At 33.1% G+C, this 24,289-nt stretch carries 18 protein-coding genes; 3 read left to right on the top strand and 15 right to left on the bottom strand.

Translation table 11 applies throughout. The annotated features are described in order from the left end of the window. Positions 1–26: 26 nt before the first annotated feature. The 11 genes from CUL_RS18110 to CUL_RS0114105 all read right to left on the bottom strand — a co-directional run bounded on the left by CUL_RS18110 (position 27) and on the right by CUL_RS0114105 (position 13,974). Positions 27–4,463, bottom strand: coding sequence for a coiled-coil domain-containing protein (locus CUL_RS18110; RefSeq protein ID WP_025642332.1), 4,437 nt, complete (start codon positions 4,461–4,463; stop codon positions 27–29). Continuing rightward, a complete protein-coding gene (locus tag CUL_RS0114155) occupies positions 4,441–5,193 on the bottom strand; it encodes a DUF6063 family protein (protein WP_005585392.1) in 753 nt (250 codons plus the stop codon). Before CUL_RS0114155 ends, CUL_RS18110 begins: the two co-directional genes overlap by 23 nt. Continuing rightward, complete coding sequence (locus tag CUL_RS0114150) at positions 5,183–6,691, bottom strand: hypothetical protein (RefSeq protein WP_025642330.1); 1,509 nt, start codon at positions 6,689–6,691, stop codon at positions 5,183–5,185. The genes CUL_RS0114155 and CUL_RS0114150 overlap by 11 nt, the downstream gene beginning before the upstream one ends. Next, a complete protein-coding gene (locus tag CUL_RS0114145; RefSeq protein WP_025642328.1) occupies positions 6,676–7,698 on the bottom strand; it encodes a Wadjet anti-phage system protein JetD domain-containing protein in 1,023 nt (340 codons plus the stop codon). Before CUL_RS0114145 ends, CUL_RS0114150 begins: the two co-directional genes overlap by 16 nt. A 112-nt stretch (positions 7,699–7,810) precedes the next feature. Further along, positions 7,811–8,827, bottom strand: a complete 1,017-nt coding sequence (locus CUL_RS0114140) for a PLP-dependent cysteine synthase family protein (protein WP_025642326.1) — start codon at positions 8,825–8,827, stop codon at positions 7,811–7,813. Positions 8,828–8,868: 41 nt separating this feature from the next. Next, on the bottom strand, positions 8,869–9,153 hold the full coding sequence (locus CUL_RS19975; protein ID WP_269077337.1) for a CC/Se motif family (seleno)protein: 285 nt from the start codon (positions 9,151–9,153) through the stop codon (positions 8,869–8,871). A gap of 27 nt (positions 9,154–9,180) precedes the next feature. Next, the gene (locus tag CUL_RS0114125) at positions 9,181–10,563 is read right to left on the bottom strand and encodes an L-cystine transporter (protein ID WP_025642324.1); all 1,383 of its coding nucleotides are present in this window, start codon (positions 10,561–10,563) and stop codon (positions 9,181–9,183) included. 143 nt (positions 10,564–10,706) lie between these two features. Then, on the bottom strand, positions 10,707–11,483 hold the full coding sequence (locus CUL_RS0114120) for an ABC transporter ATP-binding protein (RefSeq protein WP_025642323.1): 777 nt from the start codon (positions 11,481–11,483) through the stop codon (positions 10,707–10,709). Then, on the bottom strand, positions 11,476–12,384 hold the full coding sequence (locus tag CUL_RS0114115) for an ABC transporter permease (protein ID WP_025642322.1): 909 nt from the start codon (positions 12,382–12,384) through the stop codon (positions 11,476–11,478). Before CUL_RS0114115 ends, CUL_RS0114120 begins: the two co-directional genes overlap by 8 nt. Next, positions 12,385–13,389, bottom strand: coding sequence for an ABC transporter substrate-binding protein (locus CUL_RS0114110; protein WP_005585402.1), 1,005 nt, complete (start codon positions 13,387–13,389; stop codon positions 12,385–12,387). It lies immediately after the preceding gene. Positions 13,390–13,554: 165 nt separating this feature from the next. Further along, positions 13,555–13,974 carry a HutP family protein gene (locus CUL_RS0114105; protein ID WP_005585403.1) on the bottom strand — a complete coding sequence of 140 codons (420 nt, stop codon included), beginning with the start codon at positions 13,972–13,974 and terminating at the stop codon, positions 13,555–13,557. Positions 13,975–14,186: 212 nt separating this feature from the next. Here CUL_RS0114105 and CUL_RS0114100 point away from each other — a divergent pair, with 212 nt between their 5' ends. Both CUL_RS0114100 and CUL_RS0114095 read left to right on the top strand, forming a co-directional pair. Further along, positions 14,187–15,272, top strand: a complete 1,086-nt coding sequence (locus CUL_RS0114100) for a D-alanine--D-alanine ligase (RefSeq protein WP_005585405.1) — start codon at positions 14,187–14,189, stop codon at positions 15,270–15,272. Continuing rightward, positions 15,269–16,675 (top strand): UDP-N-acetylmuramoyl-tripeptide--D-alanyl-D-alanine ligase, encoded by a 1,407-nt coding sequence (locus tag CUL_RS0114095; protein ID WP_025642321.1) that lies wholly within the window; start codon positions 15,269–15,271, stop codon positions 16,673–16,675. Before CUL_RS0114100 ends, CUL_RS0114095 begins: the two co-directional genes overlap by 4 nt. 29 nt (positions 16,676–16,704) lie before the next feature. On the opposite strand, the gene recQ is transcribed toward CUL_RS0114095, so the two are convergent. Next, positions 16,705–18,873 (bottom strand): DNA helicase RecQ, encoded by a 2,169-nt coding sequence (recQ, locus tag CUL_RS0114090; protein ID WP_025642320.1) that lies wholly within the window; start codon positions 18,871–18,873, stop codon positions 16,705–16,707. 222 nt (positions 18,874–19,095) lie between these two features. Here recQ and CUL_RS0114085 point away from each other — a divergent pair, with 222 nt between their 5' ends. Continuing rightward, positions 19,096–22,014 carry an insulinase family protein gene (locus tag CUL_RS0114085; RefSeq protein ID WP_005585617.1) on the top strand — a complete coding sequence of 973 codons (2,919 nt, stop codon included), beginning with the start codon at positions 19,096–19,098 and terminating at the stop codon, positions 22,012–22,014. A 113-nt stretch (positions 22,015–22,127) separates the two neighbouring features. Here CUL_RS0114085 and CUL_RS0114080 read toward each other — a convergent pair whose 3' ends face one another. The 3 genes from CUL_RS0114080 to CUL_RS17515 form a co-directional block, all read right to left on the bottom strand. Next, positions 22,128–23,318 (bottom strand): amidohydrolase, encoded by a 1,191-nt coding sequence (locus CUL_RS0114080; RefSeq protein ID WP_005585616.1) that lies wholly within the window; start codon positions 23,316–23,318, stop codon positions 22,128–22,130. 50 nt (positions 23,319–23,368) lie between these two features. After that, positions 23,369–23,668, bottom strand: a complete 300-nt coding sequence (locus tag CUL_RS0114075; RefSeq protein ID WP_025642318.1) for a hypothetical protein — start codon at positions 23,666–23,668, stop codon at positions 23,369–23,371. Between the two features lie 349 nt (positions 23,669–24,017). Continuing rightward, positions 24,018–24,289, bottom strand: a 272-nt coding sequence (locus CUL_RS17515) for a hypothetical protein (RefSeq protein WP_035143019.1), incomplete at its 5' end; no start/stop codon positions are given.

The following is a 24,289-nucleotide window of genomic DNA, read 5'->3' as shown; positions in this document are numbered from 1 at the left end:
AAACTAGCTGTTTTTTATCTTATCTATTATATATTAAACATACTTAACTGCTCCCTTTCTCCTATTCTTTCTATGACCATTGGATCATTATCTTTAAAGAAGGCATAGTTAATATTTTTTTCCTTTGTTAAAACAGATGTATCCCCTTCTACTGACGGCCTTAATTTACAGCTATAGACTACAGGGAAATAATCTCGTATAAATCTACCTTCTCCATGGGCAGTTAAGGCTATGAATTGGAAGCCTAGTTGTTCTGCTATGAAAAACACCGGGCTTAGTACGTGGTCGCTAGAGGCTTTGCCAAAAGGATTATCCATAATAACCGTCCTATGTCTTTTTTGATTAGGTAATATATGTTGTTTCTTTTCTGCTACATAATTTAATATACCTAGGAAAAGGGCCATATTCTTACTCCATTTTTCTCCACCAGACCATTGGTTTGAACTTTCCCAGGAATAATACATATTGCTTACCTTACCATCGTTGGTAACCTTTCGGCACCTTACCTTTATCTCTTTTCCTCCCATAATGATATTCAGTAGCTGTTTAGATTGGAGCCAGTTTTCTATAGCTTTTTTTATTTTCCCTTGATCTTCTTTTCCTTCCTCATCTAAAAATTCTTCCTTTTCCAATTTGCTAATCATCCAGTCTACATGCTTTCTAATTTCCTCCTTGCCTTCTTCCTCCTCCCAACTGGGTACCTGAATTTGGAATATTTCCTTCCAATCATCTCCTATTTTTACTTTAGTGTTTTTAGGGATAGTCCGCATTTCATCTGCCAATGTAGATAAATAGGTATATAGATACTGGATAAATTGATTTAGCTCTTTATCATGTTCCATCATGTTTTTTTCGTGGATTCTTATTACCCGGTTTAAAGTCTTACCCATATTTTTTTCCCATTCTAATACCTCATGGAAAACTCTTTTGTTTTTAATACCAGATACTGCCATCTCCCTCAATCTTATATCCTTTACATTGATGTTTGCAAACTGGACAAATTGATTTCTCTCCGAATCCACCATTGCCTTATGTGTCTCTAGATTCTTGGTAAAGTCCTCCATTTCACAAATTAGTTTAGATATAGTGCCTTCCCTATTATAGGGTAAATTTTGTTTAATATCTGCTGTTAAAACAGTCCCTTGGATATTCTCCAGGAGGAATTCATATTTACCATTTTTAATTTCTAGATTCTGAATATTATTTTGAATATCTTCCAATTGATTTTTAAGCCTTTTATAGTTTGTATCCAAATATTTTTCCTTTTCCTCTATCTCTAATCTTTCTTGGAATATTTGTTTTTTTACACTAGGTAAAGGCTGAGTGAAATATATAATGTCATAGAATTCTTTATGAAAGCTTTCCAATCTTAATTCATATCTATTAGCTTTTTTCTCATAAAATTTTTCCTTTTTTCTTAAAGAAGGCAATATTTTTTCTAATCCTTCCTTTAATTCTCTAATATCGGTTAACAGTCCTTCTATAAGGATTTTACCATTAAAAGGAAATTTTATATTTTCATCTATAGGGTAGTTGGCTCCGGCGTACTTCCTTTTTAATAAATCCCCATCCCTTTCTATATTCTTTTCCGTTTCTTTTAGTTGTCTTTCTATTTCCGATCTACCTTTTTGTTTTTCTGATAACCTATCTTTGATATATTTCCTTTCTTCTAAGATATTATCCTTGTTTACATCCCTATATAAAGCTTTAGAGTGTTTTACTTCCCTATAGTTGGAATCTTCCAATATAATAGATATTTGACTACTTAAATCCCTTATGCCAGCCTTTATCCCTTGAACTATAGCCTCTTTCCTTTCCCTATGCCTTTCATTAAACGATATTTTCTTATCTACAAAAACTAATTCTTCATTTTTTTGGTATAATTGATTGCTTAACCTTTCTTTATATTTAACTTTTTCAAAATAATCTAAAGCTCTTTCCATCTTTCTACCTAAATAATTGGATTCCTGTTCTAAATCCTTCAACTTATTCTCATAATCGTCTATCTCTCTGTCTATAGACACATTTTCTCCTTGTTTTTCATCTAATAGATTTTCATATCTATCTAATCTGTCCTTTAAAACCTTTAATTCCTCAGATAATTGAGTATACTCATCATAGGGATGAGCAAATAAAAATTCATTAGTTATTCTCAATATATTCTGCCACTCTCTTTCCTCTCTTTCTTTCTCTTTTCTCTCCTTTACAGCCTTTTTTGCCAATTCCTCTAACTCCCTTTTCCATTGTTGGAATTTCTCCTTATCTATATTATCCTGCCAAATATGGGGATAGATATATCTTTCTTCTATGCTTACCTTTCCCAATAGTATATTTATTGCTTCCTCTTGAGATAGAATTAATATAGGAAATGTAAGCCTTTGCCGTTGGCCTTCTATTTTTTGCCATAGCTTTTCCAGTTCCCTTTCTGTGGTTATAATTGCTAAAGGCCATAAGGGGTACTCTCTATATATCTCCTTTACATTTCTATTAAGATTTATCGCTGCTTTTTCTACATACCTTGTACCAGTCTCCAATAGATGGAATTGGTTTCTCCAACTGTATAACCACTCTTCAAGCAGTGGTTCTCCAGTAAAATATTCATTGCCTCCATAGTAATCTAATAACCTATAGGATAATCTTTCATCTTCTAATAACTCTTCTCTTTGATTCCTAGTTCGCTCTAATCTCTCTTCAATATATTCTATTATGGATTGTTGCTTTAGGTAGATGGAATCTAAATAATTCCATTCTAGCCTTAGCCCCTTTACAACAGACAGTATTTTATCATGTTTTTCTTCTATAGACCTTAAATCCTTTTCTCTAATGGTAGTGTCCTTGATAAGCCTTTGAATTTCATCATGGATATTAGGTATTTCTATGGAAAGTTGTTCTTTTCTACTTTTTAAACTGTTTAGCTGTTCTTTATAGGATGTATTTAATCCCTCAATTTCCTCTACCCGTTGTCTCCATTTAGGATATTCTCCTTCTACCATTTCATTAATAGGGTTGGCCAATATGTCCTTCCTAATATTTTCCATATTATCTTCTATACCTTTTATTTCTCCTCTATATCCAGCCCTTATTTCAATTAAACTTTGTTTTTCTTTCTGAAGGCCGACTATCTTTTCATGAATCTTTTGTAATTCATCTTCATATCGATTCTTTTGGCTTTCCAAAAGCTCTTTCTGTTTTTCTAAATTTTCTTTTTCCCTTTCAAAATATCCCTTCAATATACTAGAATTTTCTTCTAATCTATCCTTTAAAACCCCTATATCCTCATCTTCATCTAGTTCCTCTAATTGTTCTTTTAATATATTACTAAACTCTTCATTTTTCTTAATATTTTCTTTAAGCTCTGCAATTTCTAAATTTTGGAGTTCTTCTTCCTTTCCTTCTAGTCTGCTAACTATTTCCCTATGCTCTTCTGCAATAATTTCATAATCATCTCTCGCATTTTTCAATTCCTTATCTAACAAGGCTAATTCATAGGAAGCTTCTTTTCTCCTAAGTTCCTGTTTGTCCTTTGATAAAAGTTCCTTTAACTCCTCTACATGGCTTATTTCCTTCTGAGTTTTATCTTCTTCCTCTACTAAAAATTCATATATAGATTTAGCCTCTCTCTTTTTATTGAGCATCTTTTCCTCTGCTTCATGTAATCTAGTATAGGTAGATACATAATGGGCTATCTTTTGTTCTATATTCTTACTTTCTTCAATTCTTCTCCTAAGCTCTCTATGCTTTTTAAAATGCTCCCTCTGTCTTTCAAATATTTGAATAAAATCCTTGGTGCCATTGCCTACCAGAGCTCCTTCCACTACAGGTATAAGTAATTGATCCACTAGCTGAGAGGTAGTTTTACAATGTTCAAAAAATTTCTCCACATCCCCTTCTGCTCCATTTATATGAGCGATACTTTTCCATTCAGAAGGTATTATATGGAAGTTTTCTTCAATATATTGGTGGAAATCCTTTATGGTATCAAAAGTGTGTGCATTCATCTTATGGCTCTGCATATATTGATAGTATTCTTGAATTTCCTGTCTGCTAGCAGGTCTATTGTTGCCTTCTTGATTTTTCTTTACAAAGGGAATATTCTCTATGGAATGGGCATCACCTCCAGAGTAATCATATACATAGCGTAATGACTTTAAACCTTCGGGCCCTAAAAATAGTGTTACCGCTGTAAGGCCATATCTTCTAGGCCTATCATTTAGTATCCATTCAATAGCTATATGGCTGGCTCCTCCTTCCAATGATAGAGTATCCCTTATTCTTCTTTCCCCTAGATTGGCATGAGGCAATACGGCTTGGAGGGCTGTCTGAATAAAGACCGTCTTTCCTCCACCATTTTCTAATAGTATTACTCCATTATATCCATCAAATTCAAATATATCGTCATTAAACCTCTTACCTCCATTTTCATATATTATATTGGTCAATCTAATCTTGGATATGGCTGGCAATTACATCACCTTCCTTTTCCTCTAAAGAGTATATGAACTCCAATATTTCCCTATTATATTCCAATTCCATATAATATCTTTGGATAATAGCTTTTGCTTTTTCCGTCAATTGGATTTCATTATTTCCAATCCCCTCTATTAACTCCTGTTTTTCCAAAAATCTCTTTACGATATTCATAAAGCTCATTCTACTTATGGTTCTAGCCGTTTGTTGAACATTTTCCTTTATATCATCTAAAGCATCCCATTTGTCCACTATAGCTAACCAATTGTATTCATATTTCCTTTCCAATTCCATTAATTCTTTCTCATCATAACCCTTTAAAGATAATATCTTGTCATTTACACTATTTAACCAATCTTCCATCTTAATAAAATCCCTAGTAGCCTCTGTTGTCTGGTAACTATCATAAAATTCTCCAAATAGGATTATTATAGCTACATACATCATATATATATCTGCATTTACAGCTCTAGAAGGTAGATGTTTCTCTTTAATAGTTTCGTTGGATATATGATAAGGAGAATTTATAGATAAAGGTATCATATATATTAGATCACCTACTAGCAATAGAGTACAATCTACCTCTTTAGCAAATTGGTCCACTAAGCCTCTAATGGAATCATCAGCTAAATATAATCTTAAATCCTCTTTAAAAGCCTTTCCATTAATAGCTAAGGTAGAATATATTTTGAAAGCCTGTATTACTTGTTCCTGTTCATATAGCATCTTTATTCCCCTCCAATGTTAACTCCATATTCCTGATTGTATACCTCTCATTCGGTTCTATCTTGCCTGGAATTTCTACTACTATTAAACTTGTATAATCCCTTTCTAATAATTCTATTACCTTATCCAACATATGGTTTTGATTTTCCTCCACCTCTAATTTTATTGGAGAACTGTGATGTAGTAGTATCCAGAAATCATAAAAAGACCTATAATTTAATATATCTTCTTTGCCATTTTCTTTTATAAACTCTATAAGTTCCCTTAGAGTTATGCAATTTTCCTTCTCCATTGCCTTTAAAATTATTTCCATAATATGCTTAAAATTTTCCTGTTGAATTTTAACTTCCTCTTTTATTTCCCAGTCCTCTAAAGGGCTTGCAAAAGTTAAGTTTTCTTCTTCTAAGCCTCTTTTCTCAATTCGCTGCTTTCCAAAAACCGCCAAAGGAGACCAAAATCCTCCTCTTTCCAAATATAGAAAAGGCTCTACCAACCTTCTTGAGGCTTCCAAAGGTAATGGTGTAGACATTAGTTTATTGGCTATTTGATCTTTAAAATTGAAAGAATCAATGCCTATATAATAGAGAGATTCTTGAGCCGCATTTAGAGCTGTTGTCTTCATATCTATACTTTGAGAAAGGAGTTTCCTATGCTCATAGTGGACTTCACCTAACTCCTTATCCACTTTAATAATTAATCCATAGGCTTTTTTCATCTTGTCTTCATGAATTTCATGTTCTAATCTTTCTTTTGTCTCCTTTATGAAGGATTTCAATTCTTCAAACTCTTCATTTTCTCTACTTAATCTAAAATGAATATCATCAACAATGGATTCATAACGTCTATAGGTTTCATCGGATATAATATTCCTTTGAATTTCATGTTTTATCCTATATATCTTATCCTGTAAATTCCTTACATCCATCCTCATCTCATCTATTTGCCTTAAAGCCCCTACAAATTCCCCTTTTTCCAATTGTTTTCTAAGTATTAATTGATTAATAGATAGCTGAAACTCTGAAAAATATTCCTTAGTTGCAAATATAAGCTCTAACCCTTGTTCATCTAATTCATAATATTGAGTATTGGCCTTTGCATCAAAATGGGAGGCCTTTAATATGGAATACTGGATTATTTCTTCTTGTCCTGTTTCCCAATTGTAAAATTTCCGGCTATTTCTCTTACCGCTAGGAGGCCTGAACACTTGAACTATCTCTCTAGCTAGTTTTACATATTCCTCAAAAGTTAAATCTAACTTTTCTTGAGTTAAATTAGAGAAAAATTGGGCTAGTTCCATAACCCCAGCCTTTTTATTCCTAATTAACATATTTTCAAAGAAAAATAATAATGTTAAAAGTCCCAGTCCATAATAATCTATAGGTTCCCCACTATTATCCTTTCCAGACTTTCTCTCTAAAGCATATAAAGGATCGAATAATGCTAATCTTTCCATCCTATCCCTATAGTTTTCCGTAATATTTTTTATGGAAATATCCATAAACCATTCCTCCAAACATTGATCAATTCTTCCTTTTTTAAACCTTCCTGAGGGATATAGCCTTCCCTTTGAATTAATTGGTCTATAATCGCTATTTCATCTTCCTTAAAATAGCTTTTAAATTTTGCCATGGCTTCCATGTTTTTCTGCTGAGTTTCCTTGCCAATGGAGTAGCTTTTCTCTAATAAGGCTCTGTAAAAGGGGAGGGCCAACTCTATTTTATATTTTTGGTACAAGGAATACCAGATGGAAATACCCTCAGGGTCTAAATCTCCAAAATAGTATATCTTATGTATATCATTTCCCAACCCTAATTGAATAGGTAACCTTTGGATATTTGATACCACCTTCCACCCAGCACCATATATTATTGAGGTAAAATCCGTGTCCTTTATGGAATCCATCAGGGCATAGAAGGTAGCTTTGTTTTCCACTGTCAAGTGAATATGTCTAGATTCCCTAAACTTTAAGGGATTAACCCCTAACATCAGCGGGTCTGGACTGGCTATTATTTTAAGCTTATCCCATAATTTAATCCTTTCCAATAACTTTTTGCCATCCTTTTCAGCTATCCATTTTTCATCTCCTACTAATTGGAAGGACCTTTCTGGTATGGTGGCATAATCTGTAGGCAGACCTTTATTATTTAAATAGGAATCAATCCTTTGTATATAGGGGAAGTCCCTATGCCATTCCTTTTCGTCCAATGAAAAGTAGGAATTTAAATATATATTAGGATTAAATTTAATACTATAGTATTGGATCTCACTATTGAGTGTTTCCCTTAAATTGGATTTCATAACACGATAGGTATTGTATAATGGAATAGATTTACCATTGGTACCATGAGATTTTATAGGTTTTAAGACTCCTTTTTCCACCAATTTTCCTATAGCAGATGCAAAATTCTCATAGGCTTGGCTTCCTGTTAGTAGGTTTTCCAATCGGCTTAATGGAATTGTCCTCTTCTTATAGGATTTTAAATATTCAAAGATTGTATTTTCCATAAACTATTTCACCTTTTCATCTAATATAAGTAATATAGGAGATTAATCTTAATCCTATTATACTTTATTGATTTATTATTTTCCAATATAAATGAGCCGGGGCTATCCCGACTCATCTATGAGCAATAATATCTATTAACTCAACTTGGGGTGAAATATAATCTTCCTTTACTAATTCTTCTTTCATCAAATCCGTACTTAGATACTTTTTATTATCATCTGGAAAAACGGTAACGATAATCTTCTCAGGTCCTAAAATCTCCTGTACCCTTATAGCCCCTATAAAATTGGCACCAGAGGAAATGCCTACCCCTAATCCCATCTCAGCTGCCAATCTTTGAGCCATTATTATAGCATCTCCATCATGAACATCAATAATATCATCTAATTCATCAAGCTTAGTAATAGGTGGAATAAATTCATCGGATATTCCCTGAATCCTATGTTGCCCTACTTTATGGCCTGTAGACAAGGTAGGGGAACTAGAGGGTTCTAAAGGATATAGTTTAATATTTGGATTGTTTTTCCTCATATATTTACCTATACCCATAATAGTGCCTCCAGTTCCCACTCCAGCAACTATGCCATCAGGTTTTAGGTTTAACTTTTCAAGTTGTTTCAATACCTCTGGCCCTGTAGTATTATAATGGGCTTCAATATTGTCTTCATTTGAAAATTGACAGGGTAAAAACACATCATCGTTTTCTTCTGCCAATTGTTCCCCCATTTTAATACTGCCTAAAAATCCACCTTCTTCTGGACTAACTAATCGGATATCTGCACCAAAACTTTTTATTAAATTCATCCTTTCCTGACTCATCCAATTAGGCATGAATATAATTACTTTATGTCCAAGGGAGCTACCAATAGCAGAAAAGGAAATCCCTGTATTTCCACTAGTTGCCTCTACTATACTGTAGCCTTCCTTTAATTTTCCAGTTCTATATCCTTTATCTATGATGTGTAATGCCATTCTATCCTTAATGCTACCCGTTAGATTGTATTGTTCTGCTTTAACAAATACTTTACGATCCATACCTTTATATTTAAAATGGATCTCTAGTAAAGGAGTATTCCCTATCAAACTAGATAAACTTTCTATCCTCTTAAAAATTTTATCCATTGTCATATCCAATTCTCCTATTCTATGAAATTATTGTATTCCTACTGTTAAAACAACATCCCCTCAACAGTCAACCTTTCCTTCCATAGAATCTTTGTATATTTAATCTTAAGTTCATCATCTTTTGCAACTGCATCTGATTTCACATATACATCAATATCATCAACTTTGTGAAGATTAAATTCTTCAATGTTTTCAGGCTTTCCCATCCTAACTGATGGTTGTGGTTCACTAGGACCTCAAGAAGCGCAGCCTTCAAGCCATACCTCTATGGCTTTTTCTCCTTTAGATTTAATAAAATTTTTTGCCTTTTTATCTATTAAAATTTCCATTTTTATTCCTCCTTCAAAGAATCTTTGCTAAACCTCTTCTATTGTTGAGCTATTATAAATATCTGTATCTAATTCACCCATGAATTTGCTAGATAGCACTCCTGCCAACATGGAACCGCTTACATTTAATAGGGTTCTACCCATATCGATTAAGGGTTCAATAGCTATTAACAAGCCTACTAAACCCACTGGAAGCCCCATAGCTGATAATACGGTAAGGGCAGCAAAAGTAGCTCCTCCACCTACTCCAGCTATTCCAAAAGAAGCTAAAGCCGTTATTATGGTTAGCTTAATTAAAAAGGCTGGTGCCATTGGGTTTATACCTACTGCAGGGGCAATCATTACGGCTAGCATAGCTGGATATATTCCTGCACATCCATTTTGCCCTATACTAGTTCCTAAAGAGCCAGATAGATTTGCATGACCTTCAGATACTCCTAGGTTTCTTACTTGGTTGTTAATATTTAAAGGCAAAGTTCCAGCTGAAGATCTAGAAGTAAATGCAAACATTAAAACTGCAGCAGATTTTCTAACATAGGTTATAGGGTTTAATCCAAATATCATCAATATTATTAAATGGATAATAAACATTATGGCTAGAGCCACGTAGGATGCTATAACAAATTGGATTAACCTGGCTATTTCAGAAAAATCACTACTTGACACTACTCTGGTCATTAAGGCTAAAACTCCGTAGGGAGTAAGTCTTAATATCATAGTAACCATTCTCATAACAATATCGTGTAGTGTTTTTATGAAATTAATAAAGTTTTCTGCTGATTCTGGTTTAGTTCTTTTAATGCCAATAGTAGCCAATGCTATAATAACTGCAAAAAATACAACCGATAGGGTTGCGGAACTACCTTGGCCAGTCATAGCATAAAAGGGATTAATGGGAATTATCTCCACTAATTGCTGCTGAATAGGCTTTGATTGGAAATCCTCCAACCTTTCTTCTAGCCCCATACTTGCTTGTTGCTCTTTTTCACCTGCCATAAGTCCCTCTGACGTTAAATTGAAGGCTTTAGCCGTTCCTCCACCAATAAGGGCAGAAATTGCAGTGGTGATTAATAGGATTGCAATAATTTGAGTCGCCATCTTCCCTAAATTTTTGGAATCCTGGCTAACTATAGCGTTGGTAATGGATACAAATATTAAGGGGATTACGATCATTCTCAATAACCTTACGTATCCAGTCCCTATTACATCAAACCAACTATTAGATTGGGTTATAGTTTCTGAACCAGCTCCAAATATTAGCTGAAGAGCTGCTCCAAAAACAATTCCTAATACTAGAGCAAGTAAAACTCTAATGGTAAAGGATATCCCCTTTTTCTTTAAAGATAATAAACCATATATTAGAGCTGCCATTATAATGACATTTATAATTACATATAAAGTTATATTCATTTTTCTACCTCCTTGTTTTATTCATAGTTCTACCTTGTATAGGTATATTAAATTTACCCCCTTTTTATGTAAATTAACATTTTAATTGTATAATTAGTGATATTTTCTACCAATAGAAAAGAGACCTTAATCGGTCTCCAATATTATACGAATAGACTTTTATCGCTTATATCCTTAAATAAAGATAATAGTTCTTCCTTCGTTAACGATTTTTTCATATTTCCATCTATGTCTAGAATCTTTTTCCCTAGGTGAAGCATTATTAGTCTATTCCCATATTTAATGGCATGTTCTATATTATGGGTTACCATGATAGTAGTCAGCCCTTTTTCTTTAACTACCTTTTCGGTAATATCCATAACTATTTGGCTAGTTTTAGGATCTAAAGCTGCAGTATGCTCATCTAATAACAGTAAATCTGGGTTCCCAATAGTTGCCATAATCAATGCTAGAGATTGTCTTTGTCCTCCTGATAGTTGGGAAACAGGAGTGTGTAGTTTATCCTCTAAGTTTAAGCCTAGAATCCCTAATGAATCTTTAAAAAACTCTTCATCATCTTTATCCATTAAAAAAGTTAACCCAAATTTTTTCCCTTTATTCTTAGCCATAGATAGGTTTTCATATATGGTCATAGAAGGATTGGTACCCATAGATGGATCTTGGAATATTCTAGATATATTTTTACATTTTTCATATTCATCTTTTTCCGTTACATCCACTCCATTTAAGGTAATCTCCCCTTTATCCACTTCCATTTTACCAGATATTAGATTTAAAAGGGTAGATTTACCTGCACCATTACTGCCAATGACGGATATGAAATCTCCTTTTTCTATGCTTAAGGAAAAATTTTTAAATAATTCTTGTTCATTTATATTGCCTTTATTAAAAGTTTTAGATATATTATTTAATCTAAGCATTTCTACTACCTACTTCCCCTAACTTTGAAGAGTATTCCGTCTTTTCTTTCTTTAAGGTATATTTTTTAAATAATCCTCTACCATTGCCAATAGACAAGGCAATTACCACAATAATTGAACTAATAAGCTTTAAATCACTAGGATTAAAACCAGCTCTTAGACTTAAAGCTATACTAGTCCTATAGACTAAAGTGCCAAATATACATAATATACTAGAGTTTGAAAGTTTAAAGTTCCTAAATACGCTAAATCCAATTATTATAGAGGCAAGTCCCATAATCATAGTTCCAGTACCCATATTTATATCGCTAAAACCCTGATACTGGGCTAATATTCCTCCTGATAAAGCTATAAAAGCATTAGATAAGGAAAGAGCAAATATCTTAATACTGCCCGTATTTATACCTAAGGAAATAATCATGTTTTCATTGTCTCCAATACCTTTCAGCAAATAGCCTAGTTTTGTTTTGAAAAATAAGGTAAAAAACATTCCAGAAATAGCAGCAAAGCAGAATATAATTAGCAATATATTTCTACCTGTAAATATGGTGTTCTGGTTGAATAAGGGAAGATTAGCCATCCCACCCATTACCCTAAGGTTTATGGAATAAAGTCCAATCATCACCAAAATACTAGAAAGTATATCCTGTATTTTAAGCTTAACGTTTAATATGCCAGTTATAGTACCGGCTACAGCTCCTGCCAACATGGAAATTAACAAAGACATAAAAGGATTAACTCCTTTAGTTATTAGTATTGCCGATACACTGGCACCTAAAGTAAAACTACCATCTGCTGATAAATCTGCAAATTTAAGAATTTTATAAGTTATATATATGCCCATAACTGCTATGGAGAAAATTAAACTTTGTTGAATAATACCTAATATAAAACTATTCATCTAATCTTCCCCCTCTACTATAACTGCTCCATCTAATATCTCTTCTGGTAAACTAATACCCAATTTATCGGCTATATCCTTATTTATAGTAAGTTCAGTTTCCGTTGGCCTAGAAACAGGTAATTCCTTTACTTCCTTTCCTTCTATTATATCTATAGCCATAAGTCCCGTTTCATATCCTAGTTTATAATAATCCAAACCTTCGCAGGCTAACGCTCCATTTTTAACCATAGGTTCATCTACTCCAATAGAACCTATATTATTATCTAAAGCCACTTTAGTTATTATAGACATGCTAGAAGCTATTAAATTATCTGATGGAAGGAATAAGAAATCAATTTCTCCAATTTTACCACTAAGGGCTGGTTCTATCTCCGACGAATTGGTAACGGGTATTTCGACTATGTCAAGGCCTTGTAATTTAGCAGCTTCTTTAGCCAGTTCTACTTGTACCTGAGAGTTTACTTCACTGGTATTATAAGGTACTCCAACCTTTTTTGCATGAGGAAAGATTGTTTTACCTAATTCCAGTTGTTCCTCTATAGGCACCATATCTGTAGTTCCAGTTATATTTCCTTCTGGAGAGTCTATATTTTCGATTAATCCTGCTGCAACAGGATCTGTTACAGCTGTAAATAATATTGGTATATCTTTAGTAGATTGGAATGCGGCTTGGGCTGATGGGGTAGATATGGCGAGGATTAAATCTTTTTTCTGGGATACAAAGTTCTGAGCTATAGTTGTAGTTAATGCTATATCTCCTTGAGCAAACTGTGTATCTATTTCAATATTTTTTCCATCTTCATAACCTTTCTCCTTTAGGGCATCGACGAACCCTTCCCGTGCCAAATCCAGAACGGGATTTTCAACTATTTGACTAATACCTATGGATACTATTTCTTGAGAGTTTTGAGATGAACACCCACTTAAAGATAAGCTAATAATTAATAACAAAATAAAGCCTAAGCATTTACTTAGACTGGTAAGACCTTTTTTACCTACCATGCTACCATCCTCCTAATATTAATTTTTTAATTGATAAACCCTACTAATCTACCATCCTACCCTTAGCCTACTTGCTATCTACAAAATTATATGTTTAGATTATAATACGTTTCAATGCTATTGTCAATAATATTTTGAACATTTTGTTATTATATTTTGAACATTTTAATCTACTACTGGAATAGACCTATGTCCAACTGCTATGGCTAAATCATTTAAATGAAGTAGTCCTATACTTATAAATAAACAAACTACCACATGTTCCCCTGATCTAGCTATGCCTAATTTTCCACCAAAATTAAGGCCCAATGCCTTAGAATCCACTTGGCTTATGGCATCCTTAGCTGCACCTGCTACCGCCCCTTCATGGACATGGATATCCTTGATAATCCCCGTCTTCTTTGAAGCCACCAATGCTCTTTCTATAATCTTAGGTATAGAATTAATTAAATCTCCGCCAATGTCTACAGCTGCTCCTTTAATATCCCTTTTTTCAAATTCACCTATTAAAGTCTTCTCCTCTTCTCTAGTTGATACTGCTAATTTTATAGCTGCCTTTGCAACTTCCGTACTATTGTAATTCATACTAATCCCTCCTATATATGTAATTGTATAATATATAAGAAAAAAATCCAATGATAAATGGATGATAAATTGATATAATCCTATGGTAACAAATATATATTGATTATTGACTCCTATTGTGATAGCATTTTTCATATATAAAGTAAACTTATATATTGACAAATACAGAGAATTATCATAAATAGTCCTATACAAAAGAGAGGAGAAAAAATATGAAAACCAATGTTTATGTACTTTATGGAGGCAAATCTGTTGAACACGAGGTATCTTTAAAATCTGCTTCGGCTATACTAAATGCTTTAGATAGATCTAAATTCAATGTTTACCCAGTATATATTACAAAAGAAGGTATATGGTGTAATCTAGGATTATTAGAAGAGGAAATAGAGGATGTAAAACAACTACAAATTGAACCATCTACTACCGTAGCTAAATCCATAGGGGAGTTTCTAGCTAAGGATTTTAGGGAAGGGGAGAAAAATATCATATTCCCAGCTATCCATGGAATTAACGGAGAAGATGGCACTATTCAAGGTCTCCTAGAACTATTAGATGTGCCCTATGTAGGAAATGAAGTTTTATCCTCTGCTGCAGGAATGGACAAGGTAATAATGAGGGATATATTTGCTAGACATGGTATACCTCAAACAGAATACACTTCCCTTCGATTACATAATTGGAAAGAGGATGAAGAAAGATGCTATCAACAGGTAGAAGAAAAAATCGGCTACCCTTGTTATATTAAGCCTGCTAACTCCGGTTCTAGCGTTGGAATATCTAGAGCTGAGAATAGGAAGGAGTTAAAAAAATCCTTCCAAGAAGCTTTTCTCTATGATTGTAAAATTATCATAGAAAGGGAAGTCATAGGTAGGGAGATGCAAACCTCAGTTATAGGAAATGATTATCCTAAAGCCTCTGTTTCGGGAGAATTTATTATGGAAAGGCCTTTCTTCGATTATAATGCCAAATATATAGATGGCACAATTATTCCTGTAGTCCCTGCCAGATTAGAACCTGCAGTTGCTGATAATGTAAGGGAAATGGCAATAAAATCTTTTAAGGTCCTAAATTGCTATGGTCTTGCTAGAGTAGATATATTCGTTACTGATGATAATCAAGTATTAGTAAATGAAGTAAATACCATGCCAGGCTTTACAGCGTTAAGTATGACTCCCGTTCTATGGGAAGCTACTGATGGTACTACCTATGCTGAACTAATCGAATGGTTAATCCAATTGGCCTTCCAAAGGTATCAACAGAAAAAATCCATCTTGTATACAAGGGGCGTTGAAGAATGATAAAACGTAAATTAAAAGATATAGAATTAATGGTTAAAGGTTTAGGTTTAAAAAGGGAGTATGAAGACATTTATATAGAAGGGGTATCTACCGACTCGAGAACTATTGGAAAAGGCCAGTTGTTCATACCCTTAATAGGTGAAAACTTCAATGGACATAGTTTTATAGAACAAGCCATAAAAAAAGGTGCTATAGCCTCATTATGGGACAAAAGTCAGCCTATACCTGAATTGGACTTTCCCTTTATTTTAGTAGAAGATACTCTAATAGCTCTTCAACAATTGGCTAAAGAATATAGGGAACAGTTAAATGTAAAAGTAATTGGCATAACAGGTAGCAACGGCAAAACCACTACTAAGGACATTATAGCCAGTATATTGAGTACTAAATACAAAACAAAAAAGACTAAAGGCAACTACAATAACCTTATAGGTGCACCCCTTACCCTATTAGAATTAGATGAAGACACTGAAGTTTCTGTAGTGGAAATGGGAACGGATAAATTTGGGGAAATATCCGTACTTACCTCTATAGCTAAGCCAGACGTAGCCATTATAACCAATATTGGTGAAGCCCATTTAGAGGATTTAAAAACTCCAGAAAACATTGCCAAAGCAAAGCTAGAAATATTGGAAGGGTTGTCTAAGGATGGATTATTCATATACTGGGGTGATGACCCAATACTAAAAAAGATAATAAAGGATATGGTAATAGAACAGAAAATCACTACCTATGGAATAGAAGAACCAAACGACTACCAATGTGAACTAGGATTAGTTGATGAAAATGGTATTTCCTTTAAGCTGAAAAAACCAGACGAGGAAGATTTTTTCCTACCGATGCTAGGAAAACACAATATGTATAATGCTACTGCAGCCATAGCAGTGGCTAGGTATTTTGATATCCCATTCAATCTAATAAGAGAAGGTTTATACCATGTTGAAAAAACGGGAATGAGGAATGAGTTAGTATATGCAGAAGGTTTCACCATATTAAATGATTCCTATAAATCCAATCCTTCAAGTGTATTAGCAGCCTTAGATACCCTTTACCATATGGATCAATACAGTCAAAAAATAGCAGTATTAGGGGATATGTTAGGATTAGGTGAAGATGAAATAGCAATGCATGAGGATATAGGTAAAAAAATAGACCCAGAAAAAATTGATTATTTATTTACCATTGGACCCTTTGCCGAATATATAGCTAAAACTGCTAAGATAAAGTTTGAAAAAGATAGGATAATATCCTGTGTAAATAAGTCTCAATTAATTAAAAGATTAAAAAAGGTCATTAAACCTAAATCCATAATATTAGTAAAAGCTTCTAGACCTTTAGAGTTAGAGGAAGTAGTGGATAAATTAAAAGAGGAAGTAATATTGCCTAAAAATCAAGTCATATAAATAAGATGTGGAGGACAATCCTTCACACCTTATTTTAATCTATTTTTAATTATTATAATCCGTATATCTTCATAGCTTATTTCTTCTGGCAATATTTCCTTAATAGGCCTCAATCTTTCCAAGCCTACCTGGTCTATGGCCTTTAGTATCTTTTCTTCCTTGGCTGGATCATCTATAAACCTAGACCAATCCACTGTTTTTCCCCTCTTCTCACACCTTTCCAAATGCTTGATTATAGTATTAGGAGTAAAATTCCTTATTTTTGCAATCTCCTCTAAGGAAAGGCCTTCTAAATAACAGTTATAAGTTTCCTCATACCTGTCTATAGATTCTACTTTTAGTGATTTCTCTATCTCCACTCTTTTAATATTAGAAATGTCCATGTTATTCCTATCCAAATAATCCCTAATTATATTGATAAAATCTTCCCCATAGTTCTCATATTTCTTTAAACCTATACCTTTTATCCTTAAAAATTCTTCCTTATCCTTGGGAAAGTAAGTGGCCATTTCCTTTAAAGTGGAATCATGGAATATTATAAATGGAGCTACACCCTTTTGTTGAGCTAATCTATACCTAAGTTCCCTTAACTTGGCAAACAATTTTTTATCGTAATTTTCATCTATATACTCTAAATCCAAGGTCCTTTTCCTAGTAATTTGTTTTGATTCTAATAGTTCTTTCTTATGGTATACTTTCACGTCTCCCTTTAATACTGGAATGGAAGCTGATGTCAATTTTAAAACGGGATATTTGTCTGCTGTCATATGGATATAATCCATGGCTACCAAGGTCATAATAATCTCCTTTAAAGCTGGTTCTGTATATTCCTTCATAATCCCATAGGTAGATAGATTGTCTAAACCTAATTCCAATATCCGCTTCCCTTTAGACCCTTTTAAAATCTGAGTTATCATAGTAGCTCCATATCTTTCCCTTACCCTATATATACAAGAAAGGATCTTCTGGGCTTCTATTGTAATATCTACCATCTCCGATTGACTTAAGCAGTTCCCACAATTATCACATTTTTCATCTTCTATTTCCTCTCCAAAATACTTCAATATACTATTTCGCAGACATTTGTTAGTATTACAATAGTCTATCAAATATTGAAGATTTTTATATAACATAGTCTCCCTTTCCTGAGAAAAGGTGCTACTCTGAATTAAAAACTTCTGTTTAACTATATCCCCAGGAGAGTAAAGGAGTATACAATCACTAGCTTCACCGTCTCTACCAGCCCTGCCTGCTTCTTGGTAATAGGCTTCCATATTTTTAGGCATATTATAATGGATTACAAACCTAATATCTGGTTTATCTATACCTAGTCCAAAGGCATTAGTAGCAACGATAACCCTGACTTTATTATATATGAAATCATCTTGATTTTTTTGTCTAGTGTTAGAGTCCATACCTCCATGGTAACTTACGGCAGATATACCCTTTTCTATTAATTTCTCTGTCAAAGATCCTACGGTTTTTCTAGTAGCACAATAGATTATCCCTGATTCCTCTCGGAAATTTTCTTCCAAATAATCTATTAAATATTTAAATTTGTCCCTTACCTTTATGACCTGATAGAATAGATTAGGCCTATCGAAACCTATTATAGATACTATAGGATCTCTTAATCCTAATAAGGTTTTAATTTCCTCTACTATTTCTCTAGTGGCAGTAGCTGTATAGGCGGAAACAACTGGTCTGTTATCTAAAGAATTAATAAATTTAGGTATTTCAAGATAACTAGGTCTAAAATCATGACCCCATTGACTTATACAATGAGCTTCATCTACTGCAACCATGGAGATATGAATGCTCTTTACTAAATTTAAAAATAGATATGTATTTAACCGCTCTGGAGCTATATATAAGATTTTATATTTTTTTGCCTTTATATCCTGTAACCTAATATTGAATTCTCTATCACTAAGGGTACTGTTTATAAAGGTTGCAGGTATTCCCATCTCCTCTAATGAATCTACTTGGTCCTTCATAAGGGAAATCAAAGGTGAAATAACTATAGTTATCCCTTCCATTAAAACAGCAGGCAATTGATAACAAAGGGATTTACCTCCACCAGTAGGCATTACCCCTAATACATCTTTACCTTCTAAAGTCCCTTCTATTAAAATCTTTTGACCTTTTTTAAACTCATTAAACCCAAAAATATTCTTTAATCCCTTATAAATATCCATTTTAAAACTCCTAATTTATAAATAGTTTACTTTCTATTATAACATATATAACATAGTTTAGTTAAATAGAGATGACTGCTATAACTAAAGTAGAGAGAAAACTTTTATCGGATAAAATTAGAAAATAATAGTATACTAAAGTTGATTAAACAATTAATTAATGATATCTTTAATTTAAATCGATAATATTTCGGATATTGAAATAATGAAAAGGAGGAAGCCATGTTTAAATTAGGTAATATTTATTATGGATTTAAGCTAATAGAAGAAACTGAAGTTAAAGAAATTCAATCTATAGCAAGGATATTCATACATGAAAAAACTGGAGCAAAACTACTACATTTAGAAAATGATGACCATAATAAGGTGTTTTCCATAGGGTTTAGAACTCCTCCATCAGATAGTACAGGGGTTCCCCATATTATAGAACATTGTGTTCTATCTGGTTCTAGAAAATATATTACAAAAGAACCCTTTATGGATATGGTGAAAGGTTCTTTACAGACCTTCTTAAACGCCATGACTTTTAGCGATAAAACCCTTTACCCTGTAGCCAGCAGAAATGAAAAGGACTTTTTCAACTTAATGGATGTCTATTTAGATGCAGTATTTTATCCTAAAATTTATGAAATACCTGAAATTTTTATGCAAGAAGGGTGGCATCATGAAATATTTGATGAAGAAGAAAATATTAGATATAAAGGAGTAGTCTATAATGAAATGCAAGGAGCCTATTCTTCTCCAGAAAGGATATTGGGAGAAAATATAGGTAAATCCTTGTATCCAGATACTTGTTATCAATATTCCTCTGGTGGAAATCCAGATATAATTCCTGAACTTAGCTATGAAGATTTTTTAGATTTTCATAGAAGGTTCTACCATCCATCTAATAGCTATATATATCTATATGGCAATGGAAATGTTGAAAAACAACTTAAACATATAGATGAAAATTATCTATCCAATTTTGATAAAGCCGAAATCCATTCAACTATTGGAATTCAAAAACCTTTTACCTCAAGAAACGAAATAGTAGATTATTATCCTATTTCCAGTGAAGAAAATGATGAAAATCGCAGCTATCTAAGCTTGAACTTCGTATTAGGAGAAAATACAGACCCAGAAATCTATCTTATGACTAGTATACTAAGCCAGTTGCTAGTAGAATCGGAAGCAGCACCATTAAAAAAAGCTTTACTAGATGAGGGCATAGGGGAAGATATTTTTCCCGTTAGCTCCGGAGGACTACAGCCTAGCTTTGGTGTAGTTGCTAAAAATACTTCTCCAGATAAAAAGGCACAGTTTGAAAAGGTAATTTTTGAAACATTAAATAATTTAGTTGAAAATGGAATAGATAGAAAACTAATAGAAGCCTGTATAAATATAGTTGAATATGACCTTAGAGAAGCATCCAAATTTCCAACTAAAGGTATTGTCTATAATATGATATCTTTAGATAGTTGGCTATATGATGGGGATCCTTTAGTCCATTTACAATTTGATAAGACTTTAAATAAGCTAAAATCCAATATGGACACTAGTTATTTTGAAAATTTCATTAAAGAGCGAATAATCAACAATCCTCATAGTTCTTTAGTAATAATTGAACCAAAGAAAGGGTTAGGAGAAGAAAAACAGAGAATTATGGAAGGAAAATTGGATGAATATAAAAAATCTTTAAGCCCAGAGGAAATTAAAGAATTAATTGAGGAAAATAATAAACTAAAGGAAATGCAGGTTGCCGATGATTCGGAAGAAGCTAAAGCTACTATCCCTAAACTCTCCATAGCCGATGTAGAACCAAAAGCCCAAGTTATTCCTCAGAAGATAATTAAAGAAGATAAGTTGACAATATTGTCTCATAATATATTTACAAGTAAAATTGCTTATGTAGATTTTTATTTTGATATTAGCATGGTAGAGGAAAAGTTAATCCCTTATATTAATCTACTGATAGGATTGCTAGGGAAAATAGATACTAAAAAAAGACCTTACTCCCAATTAGCCAATGAAATCTACATCCATACTGGCGGCATAGACTTTGATGTTACCTGTTACGACCAAAAGAATAGTGATGAATTATACCATCCTAAACTTATTGTGAAAGGAAAAGCCATAGGGGATAATATAACCAAAATGATGGAGCTTGTTTCTGAATTGATTACTCAATCAAAAATTGAAGATAAGAAACGTATTAAAGAATTATTCCAACAGATGAAATCACGAATAGAAATGACCATATTTGATGCAGGACACTCGGTAGCCGCTAGTAGAGTTAGCTCCTATTTTTCACCTTCTAAAAAGTATATGGAAAGGTTAAAAGGTCTAGACTTCTATTGGTTCTTATCTGATATACTTGAAACTTTTGATAGCAATAGTGAAGAAATTTTATCTAATTTGAATAAGGTTTATAATATGGTATTTAGCGCAGATAATTTAATCCTTAGCTTTACTGGAGACGAGGATGATTTTTCATTGGTAAAGGCTAATTTACCTATTGTAATAGATAAACTTAATACACTAGACTTTCAACCTATAAAATATGGCTTTGCTGAAGAAAGGTTAAATGAAGGTATATTATCTTCAGCTAATGTCCAATACGTTTCAAAAGGATATAATTTTAGGAGACTAGGATTTAACTATAATGGTAGCATGAGAGTTTTATCCACCATATTGAGTAGAGATTATCTTCACAATAAAATTAGAGCCCAGGGTGGAGCCTATGGTGCAGGTATTCTATTGGATAGAACTGGCCATATAGTAACCTTCTCCTATAGGGACCCAAATTTAGATAGGACTATTCAGGTATATGATAAAATGGCAGATTATATCGATAGTTTAAATATAGATGAAGAAGAATTGACTACCTATATAATAGGAACTATGAGCCAATTAGATCCAGCTACCACTCCCCATATGAAGGGGCAGATTGCAACAAATAGATATATTTCAAAGATAACTCAAGAAGATATTCAAAAAACAAGGGATGAAGTTTTGGCTACAAAACTTGAAGATATAAAGGCCTTTATACCTCTAATTGATAAGGCTATGAAAGAAGATTATCTATGTGTATTAGGCAATGAAAATATGATTAAGGATAATGAGAAACTATTTAATAAGCTTGTACAGCTGAAGAAATAGTAGTAAAAATAATGTAATTCCAGATTTTCAAGAAAGCACAGAGGCCATCCCTAAGCAATATTTAAATGGCGAAGATGACCTCTGTGCTACCTTTATTTTCTCATATTTTAAGATTACCTTAATTCTTCTCGGCTATATTTGGGTACTGTATTAGTGAATTCTTCATATATATTCCTTCTTAAATTTTCATCTGCAAATATATCGTACCCAGTTAGAGCCATTGCCTTAGCCCCTTTAATCATCTGCTTATGGGCCCTAGGGCTATTAGCAGCCTTTGTAAAATCCATGGAATGACTATTAACCCCTTTATCTGCTATTTTTATATAGGAATGGATAGAAGGAATTTTAAGGCTAACATTCCCTATATCTGATGCTCCATATTTCATACTTGGATCTGGATATTCCATATCTACCCCAAATTCAGCAATATTTTCTTTAAGCCTTTCGTCAATAAATCTATTTGGATATCTTTCAGTATACATTAGACCTTTTGTTATCTTCCCTTTAACCCCTATTAATTTTTCTACCGTTTTTACTATATGTTCTACATATCCTACAACTACATTTAAATCTTTAGCTGTGGCTGCTCTTACCGAAAATTCACAAGAAGCATAGTCTGGAATTATATTTGCTGCCCCTCCACCATCAGTTATAATACCGTTTATATTGGTCTTTAATGGAAACAAAGCTCTAAATTGATCTATCATATTGAAGGTCTGTATTACAGCTTGCAAAGCATTAATTCCACCTTCTGGAAAAGAAGAATGGACTGATTTACCCTGGTATTCTATCCTAATGCTTCTAGTTGCTAATCCTCCCCTACAAATCAAATTATTTACACAGGGATGCATCATTAAAGCATAGTCTATATTATCAAAGCATCCTTTTTCTAACATTATAATCTTTCCGCCGCCACCTTCTTCACCTGGTGTTCCCAGTATGACAATTCTACCATTTATATGCTCTGCTACTTCTTTTAAGCCAATAGCCGCACCTACAGCCATAGTAGCTATTAAATTATGGCCACAACCATGGCCAATTTCAGGTAAAGCATCATATTCTGCTAAAAAGGCTACTGTAGGCTCTTTATTCTTTCCATGATACTCTCCTCTAAAGGCAGTTTCCAATCCTCCTATCCCCTTTTCAATAGTAAAGCCATGTCTTTCTAGTACAGCAGTTATATTTTCTACTGCACTAAACTCCTCAAAGGCTAATTCAGGTTTCTCGTGGATTTTATTGCTTAACTGTATTAATTCTCTTTCTATACTATCAATTTTTTCTATTATAGTTTCCCTACATTTCATTTATGAATACTCCTTCAATAATGATTTTATATGGAATAAAATTTTGTCTTCTAGATAGTAGATACTATGCTGGTAAAATCCTTCATAATTTCTTTAAATTTTTCCTCTCCAATTTCCGATATACTTTTACCCATTTCCGAATAATACTTCCCCAATAAATCATTTATTTTTTCCTTATAGCTAATATCTACTTTATTATAAAAATTACCCATCACTAGAGCTATAGCAATAAAAGGTTGTCTTTCAATGAAATTTACATCTACTATACCACCTATATCGTATTTATCACAATTAAACATGGCCTTTACCGTTACTTCTATTTGATAGGCATAGTCATGAGGCTTGAACATGGTATCACCTCCATATATGATAAATTTTGTTAATATAATTTTATCATCATAGTGGAATCGATTCAATTAATTTATACTAAAGGTGTGTGTCAAGTATTCGTGGGCATCTTTCCTTCTCATGAAATCAACCGTTACAATATAATCAAGAAAAATACTTTTAATTTTATCATTTTCCAGAGTTGTCAAGCCTAAAATGCACTCCACTTCGTTACGGACTTGACAACGAAGTCTATCTTTGGGGTCATGATTTTATATTTATAGTTTTTCTTTTCTTTTTCATGTTTTCTTTTCTTTTTAGCGATATTATAGCTAAAATTAGGCATACTACCCCTTCGGAAGATAACCTATCTTATCTTAAAATAAGTTCAACACGGTTTTTTGTTAGATCCCTAATGGCTTTCCTACCAAATGTCATTGGTTGCCCTTCAAAAGGCATAGGAGCCTTCTTTATAGGATATATACCACTATCCTTAGGTTTCTTATTGACCTCTGCAGCTGATAGCTGCACAACCTGTTCTACTACCTCTTCTAATTTATCATCGGTGATCGTATCATCAAATAATGAATCCAATGTCTCATAAAGATTACCACTTGCTCTTAAAGCTAATAGCTTTCCTAGGG

This window comes from [Clostridium] ultunense DSM 10521 (assembly GCF_000511955.1).
Taxonomy (GTDB): domain Bacteria; phylum Bacillota; class Clostridia; order Tissierellales; family Tepidimicrobiaceae; genus Schnuerera; species Schnuerera ultunensis.
This window is presented reverse-complemented; position numbering and strand designations above follow the sequence as displayed.